The sequence below is a fragment of the Stenotrophomonas maltophilia genome, assembly GCF_900186865.1.
In the GTDB taxonomy this organism is placed as follows: domain Bacteria; phylum Pseudomonadota; class Gammaproteobacteria; order Xanthomonadales; family Xanthomonadaceae; genus Stenotrophomonas; species Stenotrophomonas maltophilia.
On the sequence record NZ_LT906480.1, the window covers coordinates 4,333,936 to 4,355,604 of the forward strand.

The 21,669-nt window shown below is 67.2% G+C and carries 18 protein-coding genes; 7 read left to right on the plus strand and 11 right to left on the minus strand.

Annotation, left to right across the window (positions count from 1 at the left end):
* Positions 1-407: 407 nt before the first annotated feature.
* The 3 genes from lpdA to CKW06_RS20425 form a co-directional block, all read right to left on the minus strand.
* Positions 408-2,216, minus strand: coding sequence for a dihydrolipoyl dehydrogenase (gene lpdA / locus CKW06_RS20415; protein ID WP_024957078.1), 1,809 nt, complete (start codon positions 2,214-2,216; stop codon positions 408-410).
* Between the two features lie 108 nt (positions 2,217-2,324).
* On the minus strand, positions 2,325-4,037 hold the full coding sequence (gene aceF / locus CKW06_RS20420; RefSeq protein ID WP_024957079.1) for a dihydrolipoyllysine-residue acetyltransferase: 1,713 nt from the start codon (positions 4,035-4,037) through the stop codon (positions 2,325-2,327).
* A 167-nt stretch (positions 4,038-4,204) separates the two neighbouring features.
* Positions 4,205-4,720, minus strand: a complete 516-nt coding sequence (locus CKW06_RS20425; RefSeq protein ID WP_005411139.1) for a DNA-deoxyinosine glycosylase — start codon at positions 4,718-4,720, stop codon at positions 4,205-4,207.
* Between the two features lie 186 nt (positions 4,721-4,906).
* Here CKW06_RS20425 and CKW06_RS20430 point away from each other — a divergent pair, with 186 nt between their 5' ends.
* The 3 genes from CKW06_RS20430 (at position 4,907) to glpK (ending at position 8,842) form a co-directional block, all read left to right on the plus strand.
* On the plus strand, positions 4,907-5,542 hold the full coding sequence (locus CKW06_RS20430) for an OmpW/AlkL family protein (protein WP_005411140.1): 636 nt from the start codon (positions 4,907-4,909) through the stop codon (positions 5,540-5,542).
* A gap of 189 nt (positions 5,543-5,731) precedes the next feature.
* Positions 5,732-7,237: a glycerol-3-phosphate dehydrogenase gene (gene glpD, locus CKW06_RS20435; RefSeq protein ID WP_038646380.1), complete on the plus strand. Its 1,506-nt coding sequence runs from the start codon at positions 5,732-5,734 to the stop codon at positions 7,235-7,237.
* Positions 7,238-7,342: 105 nt separating this feature from the next.
* Positions 7,343-8,842, plus strand: a complete 1,500-nt coding sequence (glpK, locus tag CKW06_RS20440) for a glycerol kinase GlpK (RefSeq protein ID WP_038646377.1) — start codon at positions 7,343-7,345, stop codon at positions 8,840-8,842.
* 106 nt (positions 8,843-8,948) lie between these two features.
* Here glpK and CKW06_RS20445 read toward each other — a convergent pair whose 3' ends face one another.
* Together CKW06_RS20445 and CKW06_RS20450 are read right to left on the minus strand one after the other, a co-directional pair.
* On the minus strand, positions 8,949-9,743 hold the full coding sequence (locus CKW06_RS20445) for a MetQ/NlpA family ABC transporter substrate-binding protein (protein ID WP_012481327.1): 795 nt from the start codon (positions 9,741-9,743) through the stop codon (positions 8,949-8,951).
* Positions 9,744-9,769: 26 nt separating this feature from the next.
* A complete protein-coding gene (locus CKW06_RS20450) occupies positions 9,770-10,741 on the minus strand; it encodes a helix-turn-helix transcriptional regulator (RefSeq protein WP_005411144.1) in 972 nt (323 codons plus the stop codon).
* An 81-nt stretch (positions 10,742-10,822) separates the two neighbouring features.
* Between CKW06_RS20450 and CKW06_RS20455 the strand changes: the two genes are divergently transcribed.
* Positions 10,823-11,425 (plus strand): LolA-like protein, encoded by a 603-nt coding sequence (locus CKW06_RS20455; RefSeq protein ID WP_038646374.1) that lies wholly within the window; start codon positions 10,823-10,825, stop codon positions 11,423-11,425.
* Between the two features lie 106 nt (positions 11,426-11,531).
* Positions 11,532-12,308, plus strand: coding sequence for a DUF481 domain-containing protein (locus CKW06_RS20460; RefSeq protein WP_005411146.1), 777 nt, complete (start codon positions 11,532-11,534; stop codon positions 12,306-12,308).
* 71 nt (positions 12,309-12,379) lie between these two features.
* Here CKW06_RS20460 and hemC read toward each other — a convergent pair whose 3' ends face one another.
* From hemC to mdoH, 5 genes are all read right to left on the minus strand, one after another.
* Positions 12,380-13,291, minus strand: a complete 912-nt coding sequence (gene hemC, locus CKW06_RS20465; protein ID WP_038646370.1) for a hydroxymethylbilane synthase — start codon at positions 13,289-13,291, stop codon at positions 12,380-12,382.
* A gap of 562 nt (positions 13,292-13,853) precedes the next feature.
* Positions 13,854-14,585 carry a LytR/AlgR family response regulator transcription factor gene (locus CKW06_RS20470; protein ID WP_024957925.1) on the minus strand — a complete coding sequence of 244 codons (732 nt, stop codon included), beginning with the start codon at positions 14,583-14,585 and terminating at the stop codon, positions 13,854-13,856.
* A gap of 10 nt (positions 14,586-14,595) precedes the next feature.
* Positions 14,596-15,639 (minus strand): sensor histidine kinase, encoded by a 1,044-nt coding sequence (locus CKW06_RS20475; protein ID WP_024957924.1) that lies wholly within the window; start codon positions 15,637-15,639, stop codon positions 14,596-14,598.
* A gap of 3 nt (positions 15,640-15,642) precedes the next feature.
* A complete protein-coding gene (locus tag CKW06_RS20480; RefSeq protein ID WP_012481332.1) occupies positions 15,643-16,302 on the minus strand; it encodes an alpha/beta hydrolase in 660 nt (219 codons plus the stop codon).
* A gap of 50 nt (positions 16,303-16,352) precedes the next feature.
* Positions 16,353-18,278, minus strand: coding sequence for a glucans biosynthesis glucosyltransferase MdoH (gene mdoH / locus CKW06_RS20485; RefSeq protein WP_005414555.1), 1,926 nt, complete (start codon positions 18,276-18,278; stop codon positions 16,353-16,355).
* 492 nt (positions 18,279-18,770) lie between these two features.
* Here mdoH and CKW06_RS20495 point away from each other — a divergent pair, with 492 nt between their 5' ends.
* The gene (locus CKW06_RS20495; protein ID WP_024957922.1) at positions 18,771-20,816 is read left to right on the plus strand and encodes a TonB-dependent receptor domain-containing protein; all 2,046 of its coding nucleotides are present in this window, start codon (positions 18,771-18,773) and stop codon (positions 20,814-20,816) included.
* Between the two features lie 60 nt (positions 20,817-20,876).
* On the opposite strand, the gene CKW06_RS23775 is transcribed toward CKW06_RS20495, so the two are convergent.
* On the minus strand, positions 20,877-21,050 hold the full coding sequence (locus CKW06_RS23775; RefSeq protein WP_005411154.1) for a hypothetical protein: 174 nt from the start codon (positions 21,048-21,050) through the stop codon (positions 20,877-20,879).
* 217 nt (positions 21,051-21,267) lie between these two features.
* Between CKW06_RS23775 and CKW06_RS20500 the strand changes: the two genes are divergently transcribed.
* Positions 21,268-21,654 (plus strand): DUF2628 domain-containing protein, encoded by a 387-nt coding sequence (locus CKW06_RS20500; RefSeq protein WP_024957921.1) that lies wholly within the window; start codon positions 21,268-21,270, stop codon positions 21,652-21,654.
* Positions 21,655-21,669 lie beyond the last annotated feature (15 nt).

Consider the following 21,669-nt stretch of genomic DNA (forward strand, 5'->3'; position numbering starts at 1 on the left):
ACATCGGGGCCGCGTTTTTTGTGGCATCGTCGAGCAGAGAAGCAGGTTGGTCGAGCGCGGGGGGAGAGGGGCTTGCGTGCGAATGTCCCCCGGCGCCGGCCTACGGCCGACGCCTCCTCCTTTACTTCGCACACAAGCCCCTCTCCCCCCGCGTGTCAGGAATCCGGGCGGCTTTGGCACTGGCTCTGACTATCCGCAAGCCGATCCACTGCGCGGGTGGCGGGCGTTTCGACAAAGTAAAGGAGGAGGCGACCGCCACAGGCGGGCGACGGGGGACATTTGTCGAAATGCCTGCCACCCGCGCAGTGGCCCGGACCCTCGCGATGACAACAGCCGAAGACATTCCTGCAGCCAACAAAAAACCCCGGCAGAAACCGGGGCTTTTCGTTCGGAACGGCGCGGGCGCCTTACTTCTTCTTCGGCATGTACAGATCGGTGATCGTGCCGTCGTAGATTTCCGAGGCCATCGCCACCGACTCGCTCAGCGTCGGATGGGCATGGATGGTGTGGCCGATGTCTTCGGCTTCGGCACCCATCTCGATCGCCAGGCCGATCTCGGCCAGCAGGTCACCGGCGTGCACGCCGACGATCGCACCGCCGATGATGCGGTGGGTTTCTTCGTCGAAGATCAGCTTGGTGAAGCCCTCGGTGCGGCCGATGCCGATCGCGCGGCCACTGGCGGCCCACGGGAACTTGGCCACGCCGACCTTCAGGCCCTTGGCCTTGGCTTCGGTCTCGGTCACGCCAACCCAGGCGATTTCCGGGTTGGTATAGGCCACCGACGGAATCACGCGGGCCACCCATTCCTTCTTGTGGCCAGCAGCCACTTCGGCGGCCAGCTTGCCCTCGTGCGTGGCCTTGTGGGCCAGCATCGGGTTGCCGACGATGTCGCCGATGGCAAAGATGTGCGGCACGTTGGTGCGCATCTGGCGATCAACCGGGATGAAGCCACGGTCGGTGACCTGTACGCCGGCCTTCTCGGCATCGATCTTCCTGCCGTTCGGCGAGCGACCCACGGCCACCAGCACGCGGTCGAAGGTGCCCTGCGCCAGCGCAGGCGCCTGGCCTTCCTCGGCAGCGTCGAAGGTGACGGTGATGCCCTTGGCATCGGCGGTGACGCCCGAGGCCTTGGTCTTCAGGTGCACTTCGATGCCCTGCTTCTTCAGGCGGTCGGCCAGCGGCTTGACCAGGTCCTTGTCGGCGCCCGGCATCAGCTGGTCCATGAACTCGACCACGGTGACCTTGCTGCCCAGCGCGCTGTACACGGTGGCCATTTCCAGGCCGATGATGCCGCCGCCGACGACCAGCAGCGAGCCCGGCACTTCGGCCAGCTCCAGCGCGTCGGTGGAATCCATCACGCGCTTGTCGTCCCACGGGAAGTTCGGCAGCTTCACCGCCTGCGAACCGGCGGCGATGATGCACTTCTGGAAGCGCAGCAGCTGGGTGCTGCCGTCAGCAGCGGTGATTTCCAGCTCGTTGGCCGAGATGAACTTGCCGACGCCCTGCGCGTTGCGGACCTTGCGCTGCTTGGCCATGCCGGCCAGGCCCTTGGTCAGCTGGTTGACGACCTTTTCCTTGTACTGGCGCAGCTTGTCCAGGGTGATGGTCGGCTTGCCGAACTCGACGCCAAAATCACCGGCATGGGCCACTTCGTCGATGACCGCTGCGGCGTGCAGCAGCGCCTTGGACGGAATGCAACCCACGTTGAGGCAGACGCCGCCGAGGCTGGCGTAGCGTTCGACCAGCACCGTATCCAGACCGACGTCGGCAGCGCGGAAGGCGGCGGTGTAGCCGCCCGGGCCCGAGCCCAGCACGACCATCTCGCATTCGATGTCGGCCGGCTTGCCGCTGGACAGCGCCGGCTTCGGCGCAGCCGGTTCGGCCGGGGCGCGGTGCGACGGGGTCACCGGCGGCTTGCTGGCCGGAGCGGCTGCAGCCGGAGCCGGCGCAGCAGCCTTGGCCGGGGCTTCGGCGGCGCCTTCAGCGTCCAGCACCACGACCACGGCGCCTTCGGACAGGGTGTCGCCCAGCTTGACCTTGATTTCCTTGACCACGCCGGCAGCCGAGGACGGCACTTCCAGGGTGGCCTTGTCCGATTCCAGGGTTACCAGACCCTGGTCCTTCTTCACCGTGTCGCCGACGGCGACCAACACTTCGATCACCGGCACATCGCTGTAATCGCCGATGTCGGGAACCTTGACTTCAATCGTGGCCATGGTGGGTTTTCCTCATGCCCGCCCGGCATGGCCGGTGGGCTGTCACTGCATCTGTTCACGCGGCCGCGCCAGGGGCTGCGGCCGCACGGTGGGGGCGAAGCGGGTGCCTTACAGCAGCACGCGGCGCATGTCGGCCAGTACCTGGGACAGGTACGTGGTGAAGCGTGCGGCCAGGGCGCCGTCGATGACGCGGTGGTCGTAGCTCAGCGACAGCGGCAGCATCAGCTTCGGAGCGAATTCCTTGCCGTTCCAGACCGGCTGGATGGAGGACTTGGAGACGCCGAGGATGGCCACTTCCGGTGCATTGACGATCGGGGTGAACGCGGTGCCACCGATGCCGCCCAGCGAGCTGATCGAGAAGCAGCCGCCGCTCATGTCGGCCGGGCCCAGCTTGCCGTCGCGCGCCTTCTTGGCCAGTTCGCCGGTTTCCTGCGCGATCTGCACCACGCCCTTCTTGTCCACGTCGCGGATCACCGGCACGACCAGGCCGTTCGGCGTGTCGGCGGCGAAGCCGATGTGGAAGTACTTCTTCAGGGTCAGGTTTTCACCGCTGGCATCGAGCGAGGCGTTGAATTCCGGGAACTTCTTCAGCGCCGCGGCGCTGGCCTTGATCAGGAAGGCGAGCATGGTCAGCTTGATGCCGGCCTTCTCGTTCTCCTTGTTCAGCGCCACGCGCAGGCCTTCCAGGTCGGTGATGTCAGCCTGCTCGAACTGGGTGACGTGCGGGATCATCGCCCAGTTGCGGGCCAGGTTCGCACCCGAGATCTTCTTGATGCGCGACAGCGGCTGGACTTCGGTCTCGCCGAACTTGCTGAAGTCGACCTTCGGCCACGGCAGCAGGTTCAGGCCACCACCGGCAGCGGCAGCAGCACCGCCGGCAGCCGGCACGCCACCACTGAGTGCGGCCTTGACGAACTTCTGCACGTCACCCTTGGTGATGCGGCCACCCTTCTCGGTGCCGTTGATCTGCAGCAGGTCCACGCCCAGTTCGCGGGCGAACACACGCACCGCCGGGGTGGCATACGGCACCTTGGCCGGCAGCACGCCATCGGCGTTGAACTGCACCGGCGGGCTGGACGGGGTACCCGCCGAGGCGATCTCGCGGGCCGCCAGCTTGTCCGGCTGCGCCGGCACAGCGACCGGCTCGACCTTGGTGGCGGTCTCGGCGGCAGCCGGAGCGGCCGCAGCGGCAGCCTTGGTCGGCGCCGGCGCGGCAGCGCCCTCGGCTTCGATGATGGCGACCACATTGCCCTGCGACAGAGTGTCGCCGACCTTGACCTTGATCTCCTTGACCACGCCGGCCACCGACGACGGCACTTCCATGGTGGCCTTGTCGCTTTCCAGCGTGACCAGGCCCTGGTCCTTCTTGACCGTGTCGCCGACGGCGACCAGCACTTCGATGACCGGAATGCCGGAGTAGTCGCCGATGTCCGGCACCAGCGCTTCAACCGCACCACCGCTGGCAGCCGGAGCGGCCGGCGCAGCTGCGGCTGGAGCCGGCGCGCTCTGGGTAGCGGCAGCCGGGGCAGCGGCCTTGGCCGGCGCGGCAGCCGCCGGCTTGGCGGCTTCGGCTTCGCCTGCGGCCACTTCGATCAGGGCCACGACCTTGCCTTCGGACAGGCTGTCGCCGACCTTGACCTTCAGTTCCTTGACCACGCCCGTCACCGAGGACGGCACTTCCATGGTCGCCTTGTCGCTTTCCAGCGTCACCAGGCCCTGGTCCTTCTTGACCGTGTCGCCGACGGCGACAAGCACCTCGATTACCGGGATATCGCTGTAGTCACCGATATCGGGGACAAGTGCTTCCTTGATTTCGGCCATGGGGATAACTCCGGCAATCTGGTGTAGGGAAACGTCTATTGTGCGGCCAGCGGGGGCCAGCGCCAACCGTTACAGGTGTTTTCAGTACGCACGCAGCCGGGACAGGCTGTTGCCCATGGGTCGCGGCCGCGACCAGTCGGTAGCGTATTGTCCGGACGATGTCCGCTTCATGTCGCCCGCGCGTCGGCCACCGGCTGCCAGGCCTGCCGCAGGCGCGGCAACGACCACGCCGCATTGGCAGGGCTGGTCGACGGCAATGCGACCAGCTTCGGCGGGGTTTCCAGCCGTGGCAGCACCCAGCGCTGGAATGCCTGCAGCGAGGCACCACCATTGCAGCCGATCAGCTTCAGCTCAGGCAGCGTGGCGATCAGTTCCGGCAGCGCATTGGCCACTTCCGTGCCACGCACGATGTCGGCATCCAGGCTGCCGCGCCGCTCGCAGCGGCCGATCACATCCCACAGGCCGATGCCCGCGGCGTTCAACGCCTGCAGCCGTTGCACATAGGGCAGAGCCGCGTCGAAACCGCAGATATCGGCCATCAGCGGCCAGAAGCGGTTGCGCGGATGCGCGTAGTAACGCTGCTCCTGGAGGGATGCCACGCCTGGCATCGAACCCAGCAGCAGCACCCTGCAATCCACGTTCACCTGCGCTTGCAGGCCGACGCACAGCGTTGCCGCGCTCACATCTTCTCCAACTGAATGAATGCCACTGACGACCAGAAACCCCATGGATACAGGCTTTTCGCGCTGATCGCTGAACAAGGAAAACTATTTTTTAACGCGCGTCGGATTCGATTCATGTTGAGGCGACTACGGTGTGCTCGCCCCGCAACCGGGGGCCCAAAACAAGAAACATTAGGAGATACCCCCATGCGCTCCATCCGTATCCTGAGTCTCGCCCTGCTGACCTCCGCCGCCTTCGCGCCGGCCGCTTTCGCCCAGGACAGCAGCTCCACCGATACCGCTTCGGGCAAGCATTTTGCCGTGGTTGGCGGCGTCGCGCTGCTGCAGCCGAAGAATGATCCGATCGACGGCATCAAGAAGGTCGATGGTGGCCCGGCGCCGACCGTCAGCTTCAGCTACTACATCAACGACAACTGGGCCGTTGAACTGTGGGGCGCCGCCGACAAGTTCGACCACAAGGTGAAGGGCCCGAACAATGCCCGCCTGGGCAACGTCGAGCAGCAGCCGGTCGCGCTGAGCGGCCAGTACCACTTCGGCCAGGCTGACAACGTGTTCCGTCCGTTCGTGGGCGTGGGCTACTACCAGTCCAGCTTCAGCAATGAAACGCTGGCCGACGGCAGCAGCTCCGACATCCGCCTCAAGGACGCCAAGGGCGTGATCGGCACCGTCGGCGTGGACATGAACATCAACTCCACCTGGTTCGCCCGTGCCGATGCCCGCTACATGCGTTCGCGTCCGGACGTGAAGGTCGGCGGCGAGAAGATCGGCGAAGCCAAGATGGATCCGTGGACCGTCGGCTTCGGCATCGGTGCCCGCTTCTGATCCAGGCAGCACCGGCTTCACTGATGTAACGCGACGGGCCCTGCGGGGCCCGTCGTCGTTTCCGTCACCCGCGTTCTGTAGAGTCGACTGTCAGTCGACCGCTCTTTCAAAAAGTCGAACATGGCTCGACTCTACAAGAGGCAGTCAACTGACAGTCGACTCTACGCACACACAGGACACGGAGACGCGATGGACGACGTCGACCTGCTGGTGATCGGTGGCGGCATCAACGGCGCCGGCATCGCCCGTGATGCGGCCGGCCGCGGCCTGCGGGTGCTGTTGTGCGAGCAGGATGACCTGGCCGCGCACACCTCCAGCGCCAGCAGCAAACTGATCCACGGCGGCCTCCGCTACCTTGAACAGGGCGAGTTCGGACTGGTGCGCAAGGCACTGGGTGAACGCGAAGTGGTGCGGGGGCAGGCCCCCCATCTGGTCCGTCCGTTGCGCTTCGTGCTGCCATGGGAACCCCACCTGCGACCGCGTTGGATGCTGCGCGCGGGCCTGTGGCTGTATGACCATCTCGGCCGGCGCAGCCCGAGTTTTCCCGCCTCGCGCGCATTGGACCTGCAACGCGACCCGCTCGGCCCCTGGCTCTCCCCGGCGCTGCGGCAGGCCTTCAGCTACGCCGATGCGCAGGTCGATGACGCGCGGCTGGTACTGCTCAATGCGCTGGACGCCGCCCGGCGTGGCGCACGGGTACATGTGCGCAGCCGCTGCATTGAACTGCGCCCTGTGCTGGGCCGTTGGCAGGCCACGCTGGAAGCCACCGACGGCCGGCAGCAAACGGTGATCGCCCAGGCCATTGCCAATGCAGCCGGCCCTTGGGCAGGAGGCCTGCTGGAACGTATGCAGGCGCGCGATGGCGGCCCCGCCCTGCGCCTGGTACAGGGCAGCCACATCGTGCTGCGCCGGCCCTGGCCCGACGACAGCGCCTGCCTGCTTCAGCAGCCCGATGGCCGCGTGGTGTTCCTGCTGCCGTTCGCCCACGACCACCTGCTGGTCGGCACCACCGACACCGACTACCGCGGCGACCCGGCCCGGTGCAGCGTGCTGCCTTCGGAGGTGGCTTACCTGTGCGAGGCCGCCAACCACTACCTGCGCGAGCCGATCACCCCGCAGGACGTGGTCTGGCAGTTCGCAGGGGTACGCCCGCTACTTGCCGATCCAGATCCGCGTGCAGCGAAGCTGAGCCGTGACTACCGCCTGCAGTTGCAGTCCGGCCCGGCGCCCGCGCTGCATGTGCTGGGCGGCAAGCTGACCACGTACCGCGTGCTGGCCGAAGAAGCGCTGGACCTGCTGCGCCCCGCCCTGCCGCAGATGGGACCGGCATGGACGGCAACGGGCCACCCACTGCCGGGCAGCGACTGGGGCGACGCCACGCAGGCGTGCTCGCGCCTGCAGGCACTGGCACCGTGGCTGCCCGCAGAGATTGCGCGCCGCTGGGCCGGCGCCTACGGCAGCCGCAGCGCGGAGCTGCTGCAGGGCCTGCGGGGTATGAACGATCTTGGCGAGGACTTTGGCGGCGGCCTGCATGCGCGGGAAGTGGCTTTCCTGCGCGACCACGAATGGGCGCGTAGCGCCGAGGACGTGCTGTGGCGGCGGAGCAAGCTGGGGCTGCGGCTGGATGCGGCGCAGGTGGCGCGGCTGCAGGCGTGGATGGGGGGTCGGATCCCTTTCCCAGGGAAAGGGCTCTGACCCCCGTGTTGCCACGTGTGCCAACCAAGGTTGGCAGCTACCAGGGTGGCCGCGCGCGACGCGATCGATGCATTAGGATTTCCCCATCGCCACCGGAGACGCTGCATGACGCCCCGCTACGTGCTGGCCATCGACCAGGGCACCACCAGTTCGCGCGCGATCCTGTTCGACCGTGCTGGCGACATCGTCGGCAGTGCGCAGCGCGAGTTCGCGCAGATCTTCCCGCAACCCGGCTGGGTCGAGCATGACCCGCGCGAGATCCTCACCAGTGTCTATGCCACGCTGACCGAACTGCTCAGCCGCGAACAGATCGACCCGCGTCATATCGCCGCGCTGGGCATCACCAACCAGCGCGAGACCACCGTGGTCTGGGACCGCGCCACCGGCCAGCCGATCCACAATGCCATCGTCTGGCAGTCGCGGCAGAGCCATGCCATCTGCGAGCGACTGAAGTGCGACGGGCATGAGGCACTGGTCCGCGAACGCACCGGCCTGCTGATCGACGCCTATTTTTCCGCCACCAAGGTGCGCTGGATCCTCGACCACGTGGAAGGTGCGCAGCAACGCGCCGAGCGTGGCGAGCTGCTGTTCGGCACCATCGACAGCTGGCTGGTATGGAACCTCAGTGGCGGCCAGGCGCATGTGACCGACTACAGCAACGCCGCACGCACCCTGTTGTTCAACATCCACACGCTGGACTGGGATGACGACCTGCTGGCGCTGCTGGACATACCCCGCGCGATGCTGCCGCAGGTGCGCGATTCCAGCACGGTGTATGCGCACACCCGGCCGCAGTTCTTCTTCGACCACCCGATCCCGATCGCCGGCATCGCCGGAGACCAGCAGGCGGCGCTGTTCGGCCAGGCCTGCTTCCAGCCGGGCATGGTCAAGAACACCTATGGCACCGGCTGCTTCATGCTGATGCACACCGGCACGCAGGCGGTGCGCTCGCGCAACGGCCTGCTGACGACCATTGCCTGGGGCCTGGACGGGCGCGTGGAATATGCACTCGAAGGCTCGATCTTCATCGCCGGCTCGGTGGTGCAGTGGCTGCGTGACGGCCTGCGCATGATCGAGCGTGCCAGCGACAGCCAGGCACTGGCCGCGCAGGTGCCGGACAGCGGCGGCGCGTATCTGGTGCCGGCATTCGTCGGCCTGGGCGCGCCCTACTGGCGCAGCGATGTGCGCGGCGCGATGTTCGGCCTGACCCGTGGCACCCGCAAGGCACACTTCGTGCGTGCCGCGCTGGAGGCGATGGCCTACCAGACCCGCGACGTGCTTGATGCGATGCAGTCCGATGCGGGCATCGCGCTGACCGAACTGCGCGCCGACGGCGGTGCGATCGGCAACGACTTCCTGGCCGGCTTCCAGGCCGACGTCCTTGGGGTGCCTCTGCTGCGGCCGCGGCTGACCGAGACCACCGCGCTGGGCGCGGCCTACCTGGCCGGTCTGGCCGTCGGGTTCTGGTCCAGCCGCGAGCAGATCGCCGCGCAATGGGGCCTGGACCGGCGCTTCGAGCCACAGATGGAAGTGGCGCGGCGCGAGAAACTCTATGCAGGCTGGCAGCAGGCCGTGGCGGCCACCCTCGCCTTCCACGTCGACTGAAGGTCGTGCCGGCCGCCGGCCGGCAACCCCATGATCCTTGGCGGCGTTTGCAGATTGCCGGCCAGCGGCCGGCACGACCGCATGGCCAGAACGCCCGGAGCGCCGGTCAGAACGCCGGCAGCACCGCGCCCTTGTACCTGGTCTCGATGAAAGCCTTCACCTGCGGGCTGGTCAGGGCCTTGGCCAGCTTCTGCACGCGGGCGTCGTCCTTGTTGTCCGGCCGCGCGACCAGGAAGTTCACGTACGGCGAGTCCTTGCTCTCGATCGCCAGTGCATCCTTGGTCGGGTTGAGGCCCGCATCCAGCGCGTAGTTGGTGTTGATCAGGGCCAGGTCGACCTGGTCCAGCACGCGCGGCAGCATCGCCGAGTCCAGCTCGCGGAACTTCAGGTTCTTCGGGTTGGCGGTGATGTCACGCAGGGTCGACAGCGCGTTGGCCGGATCCTTCAGCTCGATCACGCCGGCCTTGTGCAGCAGGATCAGCGCGCGGCTGTTGTTGCTCGGGTCGTTCGGGATCACCACGTCGGCACCGTCGCGCAGCTCGGCCAGCGACTTGACCTTGCGCGAATAGGCACCGAACGGCTCGATATGCACGCCGATCACCTTCACCAGATCGGTCTTGCGATCGCGGTTGTAGGCATCCAGGTACGGCTCGGTCTGGAAGTAGTTGGCGTCCACCTGCTTCTGCACCAGCTGGTCGTTGGGCTGCACGTAGTCGTTGAACACGCGCACGTCCAGGTCCACGCCTTCCTGCTTGAGGATCGGCTTGACCACCTCAAGGATCTCGGCATGCGGCACGGCCGTGGCGGCCACCACCAGCTTCTGCGAGGGCTCGCCGGACTTGCCGCAGGCGGTCAGGGCCAGCGCAGCGGCGAGCAGGGGCAGCAACAGGGTCTTCTTCATGGGCGGAGGAGTTCTCGGGGGGAGTGTCAGGATTTTTCGTAGTTGCTCAGGGCCAGCTCGAGCAGCGCCTTGGCCTGCTCGCGCAGCATCACCGGCTCGACGATTTCGGCATCCGAGCCGTAGTGCAGCACGTCCATCAGCAGTTCGCGTGAGACGCTGTACGGCACCTTCAGTTCATAGCGGCCATCGGCCAGGAAGCGGCCCTGCTGCTTGGAGTGCCAATGCTCGTCGGCCACCCAGCGCGCGGCCTTGGCACTGAACAGGATGGTCGCCCAGCCCTTCGGCGCACCGGAGAAGATGCCGTAGCTGGCACCCAGCTGCTCGTCCAGCTCGCTGTCGGCGACGTCACGGGCAGTGCTGTCGACCACGCGCGCCTTGTGGATGCGGTCCACGGCGAAGCTGCGCAGGGCTTCGCGGTCATGGTCCCAGGCATCCAGGTACCAGTTGTCGCGGTAATGGGTCAGGCGCTGCGGCGAGACGGTGCGCTTGGTCGGCTCGTCGGTGGAACGGGCACGGTACTCGAACGCCAGCTGGCGGCGCTCCAGCACCGCCGAGGCCACGCTGCGGAAGCTGCCTTCATCGAACTTGCGGCCGCGGTGCGGGATTACCCGCACACGGTCCACCGGCCAGTTGGAGACACCGGCCTGGGCAGCCAGCAGGCTCTCGATACGCTGCTGCAGCGGCGCCAGCACCGAGGACAGCACGCCGCCGCCGGTACGCGCCAGCAGGTGCTGCGAGGCCAGCAGGGCGTGCAGCTCCTCCGAGCTGAGCCACAGGCCAGGCAGTTCGAAGCGGTCGCTCTCGTCGGCCTGGTAGCGGAAGCCGGCCTCGCCGTCGCCCTCGATCGGTGCCATCAGCGCATCGCGCAGGAAGGCCAGGTCGCGGTAGACGGTGGCACGGGAACAACCGAGCTTGTCCTGCAGGGTCGCCACCGTCACCGGATAGCGCGCGGACTTGAGCAGACGATGCAGGGCGGTGATGCGTTCGTATCGGTCCATACCCCCGATTATGTCCGAGTCGCGGGTCTTGTGTGGGACGTTTGGGCTATCGTGGTCGCCCCCACCCCCATGGAATGCCCGATGCGCCGGTTGCCCGCCCTGTCCCTGCTGGCCTGCCTGCTGCTGGCTGCCTGCGATCGCGCACCGGCGCCGGCCAGGACCGAAGCCCCCGTGCCCGCGGCAGATCCGGCCCAGGCCGTACTCGGCGCCAGCCAACGCTTTGCGGCCCTGGGCAGTTTCCATGCCGAGCTGGAGGTGCTGGGCGCGCCGCAGCCGGTGCGCAGTGCCATGGACTTCGTCGCCCCCGACCGCTTCCGGGTGCAGACCCCGGGCGGGCCGCAGACGATCATTGGCGACACCATGTTCCTGCAGGCCGACGGTGCGATCCGCCAGGTTCCCACCCCGCCGGGCCTGCTGGAGCAGTGGCGCAATCCCTTGCCGGCCGACGCCCTGCCTGCCGAACTGCAGGCCGAAGACCTGGGCAGCCAATCGCTGGATGGAGTCGAGACCCGTCACTACCGCCTGCGCGGCGCGCAGGCCGGCGAACGCCTGGAGTACTGGGTGGACGCCCAGGGCCTGCCACGGCAGATCGTGCGCAGCGGCAGCAGCAATGGCCGCAATTTCCAGCTGCGCCTGCGCTATTCGCGCTTCAACGACCCGGCATTGCGTATCGATCTGCCCTGAATAGGCGTCCGCGGCAACGTCTGCTGAAGCGCGCCTTGGATCGATTCTGACCGCCATCACGCTTCCAGTATCATCACCGGCTGTCAACCGCTTCGGAGAAGCCCCGATGTCCCTGCGCGTGTCCCTGCTGATCCCCCTGCTGCTGTGCGCGCCGCTCGCGTATGCACAGGATGCCTCCGAACTGGCGGCGATGTCTTCGCCGTGGAGCGGCAGTGGCGGCGAGCTCGGCTTCGCCTCGGCACGCGGCAACAGCAGCACCGAGAGCTTCAACGGCCGCCTGCGCCTGCGCTACACCGACGGCGACTGGGTGCACAGCATGGACCTGGCCGGCCTGCGTTCCAGCTCCAAGGTGACCGAGACCCGCGACGACGGCACCACCACCCGCCGCAACAACACCACCGCCAACCGCTACACCGGCAGTGCCGGCAGCGCGCTGCAGCTGGGCGAGCACCGCCAGCTGACGGCCACGGTGCGTACCGAGCGCGACGACTTCGCCACCTACGACCGCCAGAGCTCGTTCGGTCTGGGTTACGGCACCCGCCTGTGGAACACCGAGCGCTTCTCGTTCGACGCGCAGATCGGCCCCGGTGTGCGCCGCACCCACAGCACCGAGGACGACCGCACCCGCACCGGCATGATCGGCCGCGGCCTGTTCGACATGAAGTACTCGCTGACCGACAACACCGACCTGGTCAACACCCTGCTGGTCGAATCCGGTTCGTACAACACCTTCGGCCAGAACGACTTCGGCGTGTCGGTGAGCATGAACGAGCACCTGGCGCTGAAGGCCGGCTGGCAGGCGCGTTACAACAGTGACGTGGCCGAGGACAAGCGCAAGACCGATACGCTGACCACGATGAACGTGGTCTACAAGTTCAAGTAAGAAACGGGCGCCAAGGGCGCCCGTTCTTCTTCCGGTAGTGCCGGCCGCTGGCCGGCACGACCTGCGATGGCTCAGACGTTCAGCAGTTCGCCGGCACCGGCATCCAGCAGCATCTTCGCCACCTGCTGGCCCAGCGCTTCCGGATCACTGCCTGGGCCCACGGCTTCGGCGCGCACCGCACGGCCGTCGCTGGCGCTGCCAACCAGCCCCTGCAGGTGCAGGTCATCGCCCTGCCACTGCGCGATGGCCGCCACCGGCACGTGGCAGCTGCCATGCAACGCACGGTTCATCGCCCGCTCGGCTTCCACGCAGGCACGCGTGGCCGCGTCATCAAGCGGGGCGAACAACGCCATCAGACGCGCATTGCCACTATCGCACTCCACCGCCACCGCGCCCTGCGCCGGGGCTGGCAGCCACTGCGGCGGTTGCAGGCGCGCGACGATGCGCTCGCCCAGACCCAGACGCTCCAGGCCGGCCACGGCCAGCACGATGGCATCGTAGCCACCGTTGTCGAGTTTGGCCAGCCGGGTGTTGACGTTACCGCGCAGGTCGAGCAGTTCCAGGTCCGGTCGCAGCGCGCGCAGCTGCGCCTGGCGACGCAGCGACGAGGTCCCGACCCGCGCACCGATCGGCAGCGCGTCCAGCGAGGCGTACAGGTTGGAGACGAAGCCATCGGCGGGATCGTGACGGGTCAGCATTGCCGGCAACGCGAACGGCGCATCCAGTTCCATCGGCACATCCTTCAGCGAGTGCACCGCGCAGTCGGCCTCACCGCGCAGCATGGCCAGCTCCAGCTCCTTCAGGAACAGGCCCTTGCCACCGATGGCGGCCAGCGAACGGTCGAGCACTTCGTCGCCGCGAGTGCTCATCGGCACCAGTTCCACATGCAAGCCGGGATGGGCCTGGCGCAGGCGGTCGGCGACGTGTTCGCTCTGCCAGAGGGCGAGCGGGCTCTTGCGGGTGGCGATGCGGACGGTTTCCATCCGGTCATTATCGCGCCTTCGGCGCGGATACGGCCAACGGCGGAGCCCCTCGTGGCTGGAGCGAACTGCTGGATCATTGCACTAGGCCGGGCGGGGCGGGTTCGCGGGGGACGCCGTGAATCCGTCCGTGGAGGCTTGGCCGCGGCATCCATGCCGCGGACACCCCCGCGAACCCGCCCCGCCCGGCCTCTGACAGTTTCCGTGTGCATCAGCCACGGAAGATCAAAAGAAAGAATCAAAAGCCGATTGCTTCCGGGGTCAGATCCCTTTTCCGCAGGAAAAGGGATCTGACCCCTCTTTCCCCACCCGATAACAACAATGCCTTTGCCGTCCGACGCGGGAAAAACGAGAGGGTTGGGCCGGGGTGGGGTGGCGGGACCGTTGGCGCCATGGATGGCGCCATCGAGCTACAGGGATGTACTTGCAGCGTGTCCCGCCACCCCACCCCGGCCCGACCCAGTACGTAGCACCAACGCGCCGACCAACCGCCGTTGCAGTTGCAGTTGCCGTTGCTCCAGACGTTGCTCGTAAGCAGTCGCGGCCGCAGGCCGCGCGGGACCACTCACAGATGCCGCAATTCCTGCTTCAGCGTCGCCACGCAGCGGCGGCTGACTTCCAGCGGCTGCTTTCCATGCCGCAGCACCGCCTGCACTTGACCACCCGCGCCTCGACGCAGCTCCACCAGCTCGTGGCGCGCCACCAGGCAGTTGCGATGGATGCGGATGAAGCGGCTGGCGAACTCTTCCTCCAGCGACTTCAGCGACTCCTCGATCAGGTCCTCGCCGCGCGCATGGTGCACCACCACGTACTTCTCTTCCGCCTGCAGGTAGTGGATGTCGTCCAGCGGGATCAGCCGCAGGCTGCCACGCAGGCGTGCGCACAGCATGCTGCGGGCCTGCTGCCCGCCGCTGTCCTGCGGCTGGCCATCGCGGCCGGCCAGGAACGTGCGTGCACGTGCGATCGCTGCGGCAAGGCGCTCGGCGCGGACCGGCTTCATCAGGTAATCGATGGCCGCCGCCTCGAACGCCGACAGCGCATGCGCGTCATAAGCCGTGCAGAACACCACCGCCGGGCGCGGCTCGAAGCTGGCCAGGTGGCGGGCGGCTTCCAGGCCGTCCAGCCCGGGCATGGCGATGTCCAGCAGGACCAGGTCCGGCTGCAGCTCCGCGCACGCATGCAGGGCCTGCTCGCCGTTCCCGGCCTCGGCCACCACGTCCACCCCGTCCTGCGCCGCCAGCAGGCTGCGCAGGCGTTCCCGCGCCAGCGGTTCGTCATCGGCGATGACTACCCTCACGGTCGTCCCCTCACTGGATCGGCACTGTCACCTGGCAGGCATAGTAGCCCTCGCTCCAGCCAGCCGTCATCCGCGCGGCGGCGCCGAAGCGCCAGGCCAGCCGATGAGCGATGCTGTGCTGGGCATGGCCGGCACCACGCGCCAGCGCCAACCCCGGCGCCTGCGGATCGGGTGCGGGATTGCGCACGCAGATCTGCAGCTCCTTGCCCTCGCGCACCAGCTGCAATTCGATGGTGCCGCCCTCGGGCAGCCGCGAAATGCCATGCAGCACTGCGTTTTCCACCAGCGGCTGCAGTACCAGCCTCGGCAGTGGCAGGTCCCACGGCAGCGGCTCATCGCGCTGCCAGCGCACCTGCAGACGCTCGCCGAGGCGCAGCGACTCTATCGACAGATAGCGCTCGGCCAGCTCGCATTCGTCACGCAGGGTGGAGTCGCCCTCGCCCGCGCCCAGGGCAGCACGGAACAGATCGGACAGATCCAGCACCGCGCGTTCGGCCACCGCCGGATCGCGATGCAGCAGGCTGGCAATCAGGTTCATGCTGTTGAACAGGAAGTGCGGCCGGATCCGCGCCTGCAGCGCGTCGGCCTGGGCACGCGCGTTGGCCTGCACCTGCGCGGCCCAGCGATCGCTCACATAGAAGTAGCGCAGGGCAAGCGCGGCGATCAGTGCCGTGGTTGCCGCACTGCCCAGGGTGAAGCGCCAGAAGCTGATGCCGCGGGCGAAGTTGTCGCCCAGTACCGCGTACAGTGCATGCACGATGCCGGCACAGACCACCGCGATCAGGGTCGCCAGCACGATCGCCGCGACAGCGCCCAGCACCGGCGGCAGCCTCGACAGAGCCTGCCGCAGGAGGCACAGGCTGGCGGTCACCGCCAGCGCCAGCCACAGCGCGAAGCCGCTGGCCGACAGCAGCTCGCCGAAGGTCCAGTGGCGGCTGCCATCGGGCGCCAGCGCCAGCACCACCACCACCAGCTGGGCCAGGCCGAGCATCGCCGCCAGCCGCGGCAGGCGGCACAGTTCCGGCATCCACGGCGATGTGCTGGCCGGGGGCATGGCTCAGGCAGCGCCCAACCGTTCCTGCAGCCAGTCACCCAGCGCCTGGATCTCTTCGGCGCAGACCTGGTGGGCCATCGGATAGCTGTGCCACTCCACCTCCAGGCCCAGCGCCTGCAGGGCCTGCGCGCTGTGTACGGCCACCGCCTGCGGAATCACCGGGTCGCTGCTGCCATGGGCCATGAACGCCGGCACCTGCACCGCACCGTCAACGCGCCTGGCGCTCTCGGCTTCCGGCAGGTAAGTGGACAGTGCGATCAGGCCGGCCAGTGGCGCGGTGCGCGACAGTGCAGCGGTGAGGATGATCGCCCCGCCCTGCGAGAAGCCGGCCAGGAAGATCTTCTCCGGCGCGACGCCGCGCTCGATCTCACGTGCGATCAGCGCATCCAGCTGCAGCACCGATTCCTGCACGCCGGCCATGTCGGCACGCGAGCGGAAGTCCATCCCGACGATGTCGTACCAGCCGCGCATCGGTACGCCGTTGTTGATCGTGATCGGCCGCACCGGTGCGTGCGGGAACACGAAGCGCAGCGCCGGCCAGTGCGGACGCACCAGTTCCGGCACGATCGGCGCGAAGTCGTGGCCGTCGGCGCCAAGCCCGTGCAGCCAGATCACCGACCACTGTGGCGAGGCGCCGGTTTCCTGTTCCACCGTTTGCAGCATGATGCGGCTCCTTCAAGTTCGAGCCGCATTATGCCGCTGGTGCAGGGCCATCAGTACAGCGGCGGTTGCTCGGCGGCTTCCCGGCGCAGCTGCGCGGCGCGCACCAGCACCGGTGGCGGAATGTTCTCTTCGGGGATGTCGAGCAGGCCGAGGCGATGCAGGAAGGCACCCGGACCGCGCGAGGAGGTCAGCGCCACCACCGGAACGGCCAGCACCATGCCGATCACCACCGGCGCCATCCAGGCTGCCAGCGACGGCGACACCGCCCACGCCAGCACACCCATGAACGCACCAAACACGCCCAACCCGCCGTAGCCACGGATCAAGGCCATCCACGAGATGCCACCATCGTCACGCTGCTGTGCGTCCCAGCCGGAATCGCGGCCGGACAGCACTTCGGCCACGCCGCGCGACTGCACGTACATCACTACCGGTGCCATCAGTGCGGCCAGCACGGTCTCCACCAGCATCGACACGAACGCACGGATCGCACCGCCGCAACCGCGGCGGTCGACAGGGTCCAGCAGCATCGCCAGATAGCCCAGCACCTTGGGCAGCAGCAGCACGGCCATGGTGGCGGCGAACAGGCGCACCACCTGCTCCTCGTCCTGGGCCCGCCAGTACACGCTGGGTGACAGGTGCAGCAGGGCGTTGAAATCGATGCCTTCCTGGAACAGCGGGATCGCAATGCCGATCAGCATCAGCATCGCCCACATCGGCGCGGTGAAGTAATGGCCGATGCCGATCAGCATGTGGGTGCGGCTGATCCAGTGCAGGCCACGGCTGCCGACCACCTTGCCGTGCTGCAGGTTGCCCTGGCACCAGCGACGGTCGCGCACCAGCAGGTCGGTCAGGGTCGGCGGGCCTTCTTCGTAGCTGCCCCCCAGGTACGGCACCATGTGCGCGGCCCAGCCGCCACGGCGCATCAGCGCTGCTTCGACGAAATCGTGGCTGAGCACGTGGCCGCCGAACGGCTTGCGCCCCGGCAGCGCTGGCAAGCCGGCGTGGTCGGCGAAGGCACGGGTGCGGATGATGGCGTTGTGGCCCCAGTAGTTGCTCTCGGCGCCATGCCACCAGGCCACGCCACGGGCGATCACCGGGCCGTACACGCGACCGCCGAACTGCTGCATGCGTGCGAACAGGGTGCGGCCACCGATCACCGAGGGCAGGGTCTGGATCAGGCCGACATCGGCGTTGTGTTCCATGCCGGCCACCAGGCGCACGATGCTGTCGCCGGTCATCAGGCTGTCGGCGTCCAGGATCAGCATCTGCGGGTAAGCGCCACCGAAGCGGCGCACCCAGTCGGCGATGTTGCCGGCCTTGCGCCCGCTGTTGTCGCCACGGCGGCGGTAGAACAGCCGCGTCTGGCCGTCCGGCACGCGCTCGCGCAGTTCGGCGAATACCTGCTCCTCGGCGCGTGCGATGTCCTCGCGCCGGGTATCGCTGAGCACGAAGAAGTCGAAGCGTTCGAGCTGGCCGGTGGCGGCCACCGACTCGTAGATCGCCTGCAGGCCCGCCAGCAGTCGGCGCGGATCCTCGTTGTAGGTCGGCATCAGCAGCGCGGTGCGGCTGTGCACGGTCGGCAGCGGCTTGTCCGGGTCGATGCCAAGGCGATAGCCGCGGTCGAACACGGCGGTCAGGAAGCCGGCCACGGCGCTGGCGAAGGACAGCGCGATCCAGGCGAACAGGCCGACGAACAGCACCAGCAGGCAGGCTTCCAGCACGCTGATGCCATTGGCCGACAGCACCCGCCACATCATGCGGGTGGCGATGGCGGTCATGGCCAGGGTGCCGCCGAAGATGTAGAACCGGCGCAGGCCGATCAGGCGTGGCGAGGTACGGTGCCGACGGACCTTCAGCTTGCCTTCGCGCAGGGTCTGTTCGGGCATCGGCAGCGGAGATTCGGCCGGCAGCAGCGCCCAGCCGGCGTCGAGCCGGGGCGCATCCGCTTCCGCGTGGATGGTTTGACCCCCCATCACCGCTTACTCCCCACGATCGGCATGGCCGGCCGTCCCGGCCGGGCTGCATGCGCGAAGGTTCCCGGCGCGCCTTCCCGGCGCCCGCACTTGTCCTGGCTGTACCGGCCCTTGGCCGCACAGTCGCTGTCTGTCACTACCGGAACCCACACGATCTCCAACGGGGCGGAATCGAAAATGCGGCCCAGTCTAGGGCGCCGGATGTAAGCCGAGTGCGAAGGTCTATGCCGGGATTTATCCCCATTCAGCAAACAGCAGGCGATGGTGGACCGCGCAGGGGAATGTCGCTTCGTGGCACCGGGTACTGGATCGTAACAAACGCGAACGGTTATCATTTCATTAACCAGGCAGGTCGCCGTCTTCCTTACGGCCGAGACCCACCCAGCTGCGCCGGCCCGAACCGTGCGCCCTACGACCCATGGAAGGGGGCTGCCTGCTGTCTGCGTGCGCCTGCTGCTTCCACCGGGTCCTCCTCCTCCGATGGAAGCCGTCATGTCCCTGTCGTTCCGTACCCCTTCCGCGCGCCTGCCGCGCACCCGCCTGGCCTGCGCCCTGGCCACCGCCTGCCTGCTTGCCCTGCCCGGCCTGGCCGCCGCAGAGGCCAGTGCCGATGCCTCCACCAAGGATCTGGATACCGTGGTGGTCACCGCCTCGGGCAACCAGCAATGGATCAAGGATGCGCCGGCCAGCATCAGCGTGATCAGCCGCGAGGACATCGCGCGCCAGCCGGTGCACGACCTGGCCACCCTGCTCAGCCGCGTGCCCGGCGTGACCGGTGGCCTCAGTGCGGTTGGCGAGCAGTCCAAGATCAAGCTGCGCGGCATGCCGTCCAACTACACGCTGGTGCTGGTGGACGGCAAGCGCATGGGCAGCTCGGCCTCGACCAACTACCGGCCGGACCTGGGCCGCCAGGACCTGAACTGGATCTCGCCTGACCAGATCGAGCGCATCGAAGTGGTGCGCGGACCGATGTCGTCGCTGTATGGCTCCGACGCCATGGGCGGCGTGATCAACATCATCACCCGGCGCATCGGTGATGACTGGAGCGGCAGCGCCACCCACAGCTATACCCGCCCGGGCGATGGCAAGCGCGGCGACACCCAGCAGATCGGTGCGACGTTCTCCGGCCCGCTCGGCGAGCGCTTCGGCCTGCGCATCGGTGCCAACAGCATGCGCCGCGATTCGGATCGCTCCAATGGTGGTGTCTACGGCAACGCGTATGCAGGCGAGAAGGACCGCAATGTCGATGCGCTGCTGCAGTGGAAACTGAGCGACGCGCAGGAACTGTCGCTCGAAGCCGGCCATGGCGTGCAGCAGGCCTTCATCGACGCTTCGCTGGAAAAGCAGGATGAAGGCGCCTGGGGTGCCAGCGAACTCAAGCGCAGCTCGCTGGCGCTCAACCACGATGGCAAGTGGAGCTTCGGCAATTCGAAGATCAGTGCGTACTGGACCGAGTACAGGAACGACATCGGTGCTACCGGCCGTTCCGAAGCCACCGATACGATCATCGAGGGCAGCCTGACCACGCCGTTCACCCTCGGCGTTGAACACCAGTTCGCCGTGGGCGGCCAGTGGAAGCGCCAGGAGCTGACCAACACCGACACCATCGGCCGCGCGCCGATCGACTATACCGGCAATGCCGTCAGCGGCTCCGATCTGGAAGTGGATACCTGGGCCCTGTTCGTCGAAGACGAACTGAAGCTGCACCGCACCCTGGCACTGACCCTGGGCGCGCGCCTGGATCACCATGAGAAGTTCGGTGGCCACGTCAGCCCGCGCGCCTACCTGGTCTGGCATCCGGCCGAGCAATGGACCATCCGCGGTGGCGTCTCCAAGGGCTTCCGCGCCCCCAGCCTGACCGAGAACTCCGCCAGCGCCGCCACCCAGTCCGGTGGCCGTGGCTGCACCTCGCTGATTCCGCTGGGCTATACCCGCGGCGGCTGCTACATGGCCGGCAATCCGGACCTGGACCCGGAAACCAGCACCAACCGCGAAATCGGCATCAGCTTCGACAACGATCTGGTCGATGCCGGCCTGACCTACTTCCACACCGACTTCAGGAACAAGATCGAGTACGCACCGCTGGGCAGGTTCAACGGCATCTGGTGGACGCGGATGAGCAACGTGCAGCGCGCACGCACCAGCGGCATGGAAGGCAACTTCAATGTCCGCTTCGGCGAGCACTGGCGCTGGCGCACCTCGGCGACGTGGATGAAGGAAGCCAGGAACCTGACCACCGGCCGCAACCTGATCGATACCCCCGAATTCTCGGGCTATTCGTCGCTGGACTGGACGCCCGACGCGGTGTTTTCCAGCAGCCTGTCGGCGCAGTACACCGGCAGGCAGGCCGGCACGGCGACGACCTTCCTCAAGGCCTACACGCTGTATGACCTGACCGCCGCCTGGAACGTCAATGAGGTACTGACCCTGCGTGGCGGCGTCAGCAACCTGGCCGACAAGAAGCTGTATGCGGAAGGCTCCACCGATTACTTCGTGGCCGGGCGCAGCTACTTCCTCAGCATGACCGCGCGGTTCTGACCAAGAGCGTCCGCCGCGATCGCGCTGGCGACGGGCCAGCGCGATCGGCGGTGTTGCGGATTACTCGCTTTCCAATGCGGCGGCGGGCGCCGCGCTCTGCGTAGCCGCCGTGCGTGCACGGTCCATCGCCACTGCCAGTTGCTGGCGTGCGAGCAGCTGTTGTGCCTGCACCACTTCAGGTGTCGGCAGGAGCACCGGTCCCGGTGCGTTTTCCGGTGTAGCAGGTGTGGTCATGCAACCTCCATGGACATCCCGCCGCCGCACGGATTCAGCTGGTGCGGCAGCGGAACTGCGCACCCTATCCTAAAAACAAGGCGGGCGGGTGACGGTGCGCGCCCCTGCCGCAGCAGCCGGAACAAGGCAGGCGTCACATTTTTGACGGTGACGCTTGGATCCTGAATAGGACTTGTCCTATCATGAAAACGTTTTCTCACAGGGATGTCTCCCCCCAATGAATACCACTGACCTGTCCCAGTTCAGCCCGAAGTGGCAGTTCCGCTTCAACTTCTTCCGCCAGCACGGCGCCCCCAAGAACCCCGGCTTCAAGCAGGCCTGGAAGGCGCTGTCCTTTGGTGACCGCCTGAAGATCAACCTGAACTTCTTCGCGTTGTTCTTCGGTGCCATCTACCTGCTGATTCTTGGCATGTGGCGCAAGGCACTGGTGGTGATCGGCATCAACATCGCGCTGGCCATCATCACCATGTTCCTTCCGGACGTCGTCGGGCGCATGCTGTTCATCGCCATGAACCTGCTGGTCGCCTCCAGCACCAACTACAGCTACTACCTGGAGAAGGTGGAAGGACGTACCAGCTGGAACCCGTTTGAAGGAATGTTCTGAGCCATCAGACCTGCG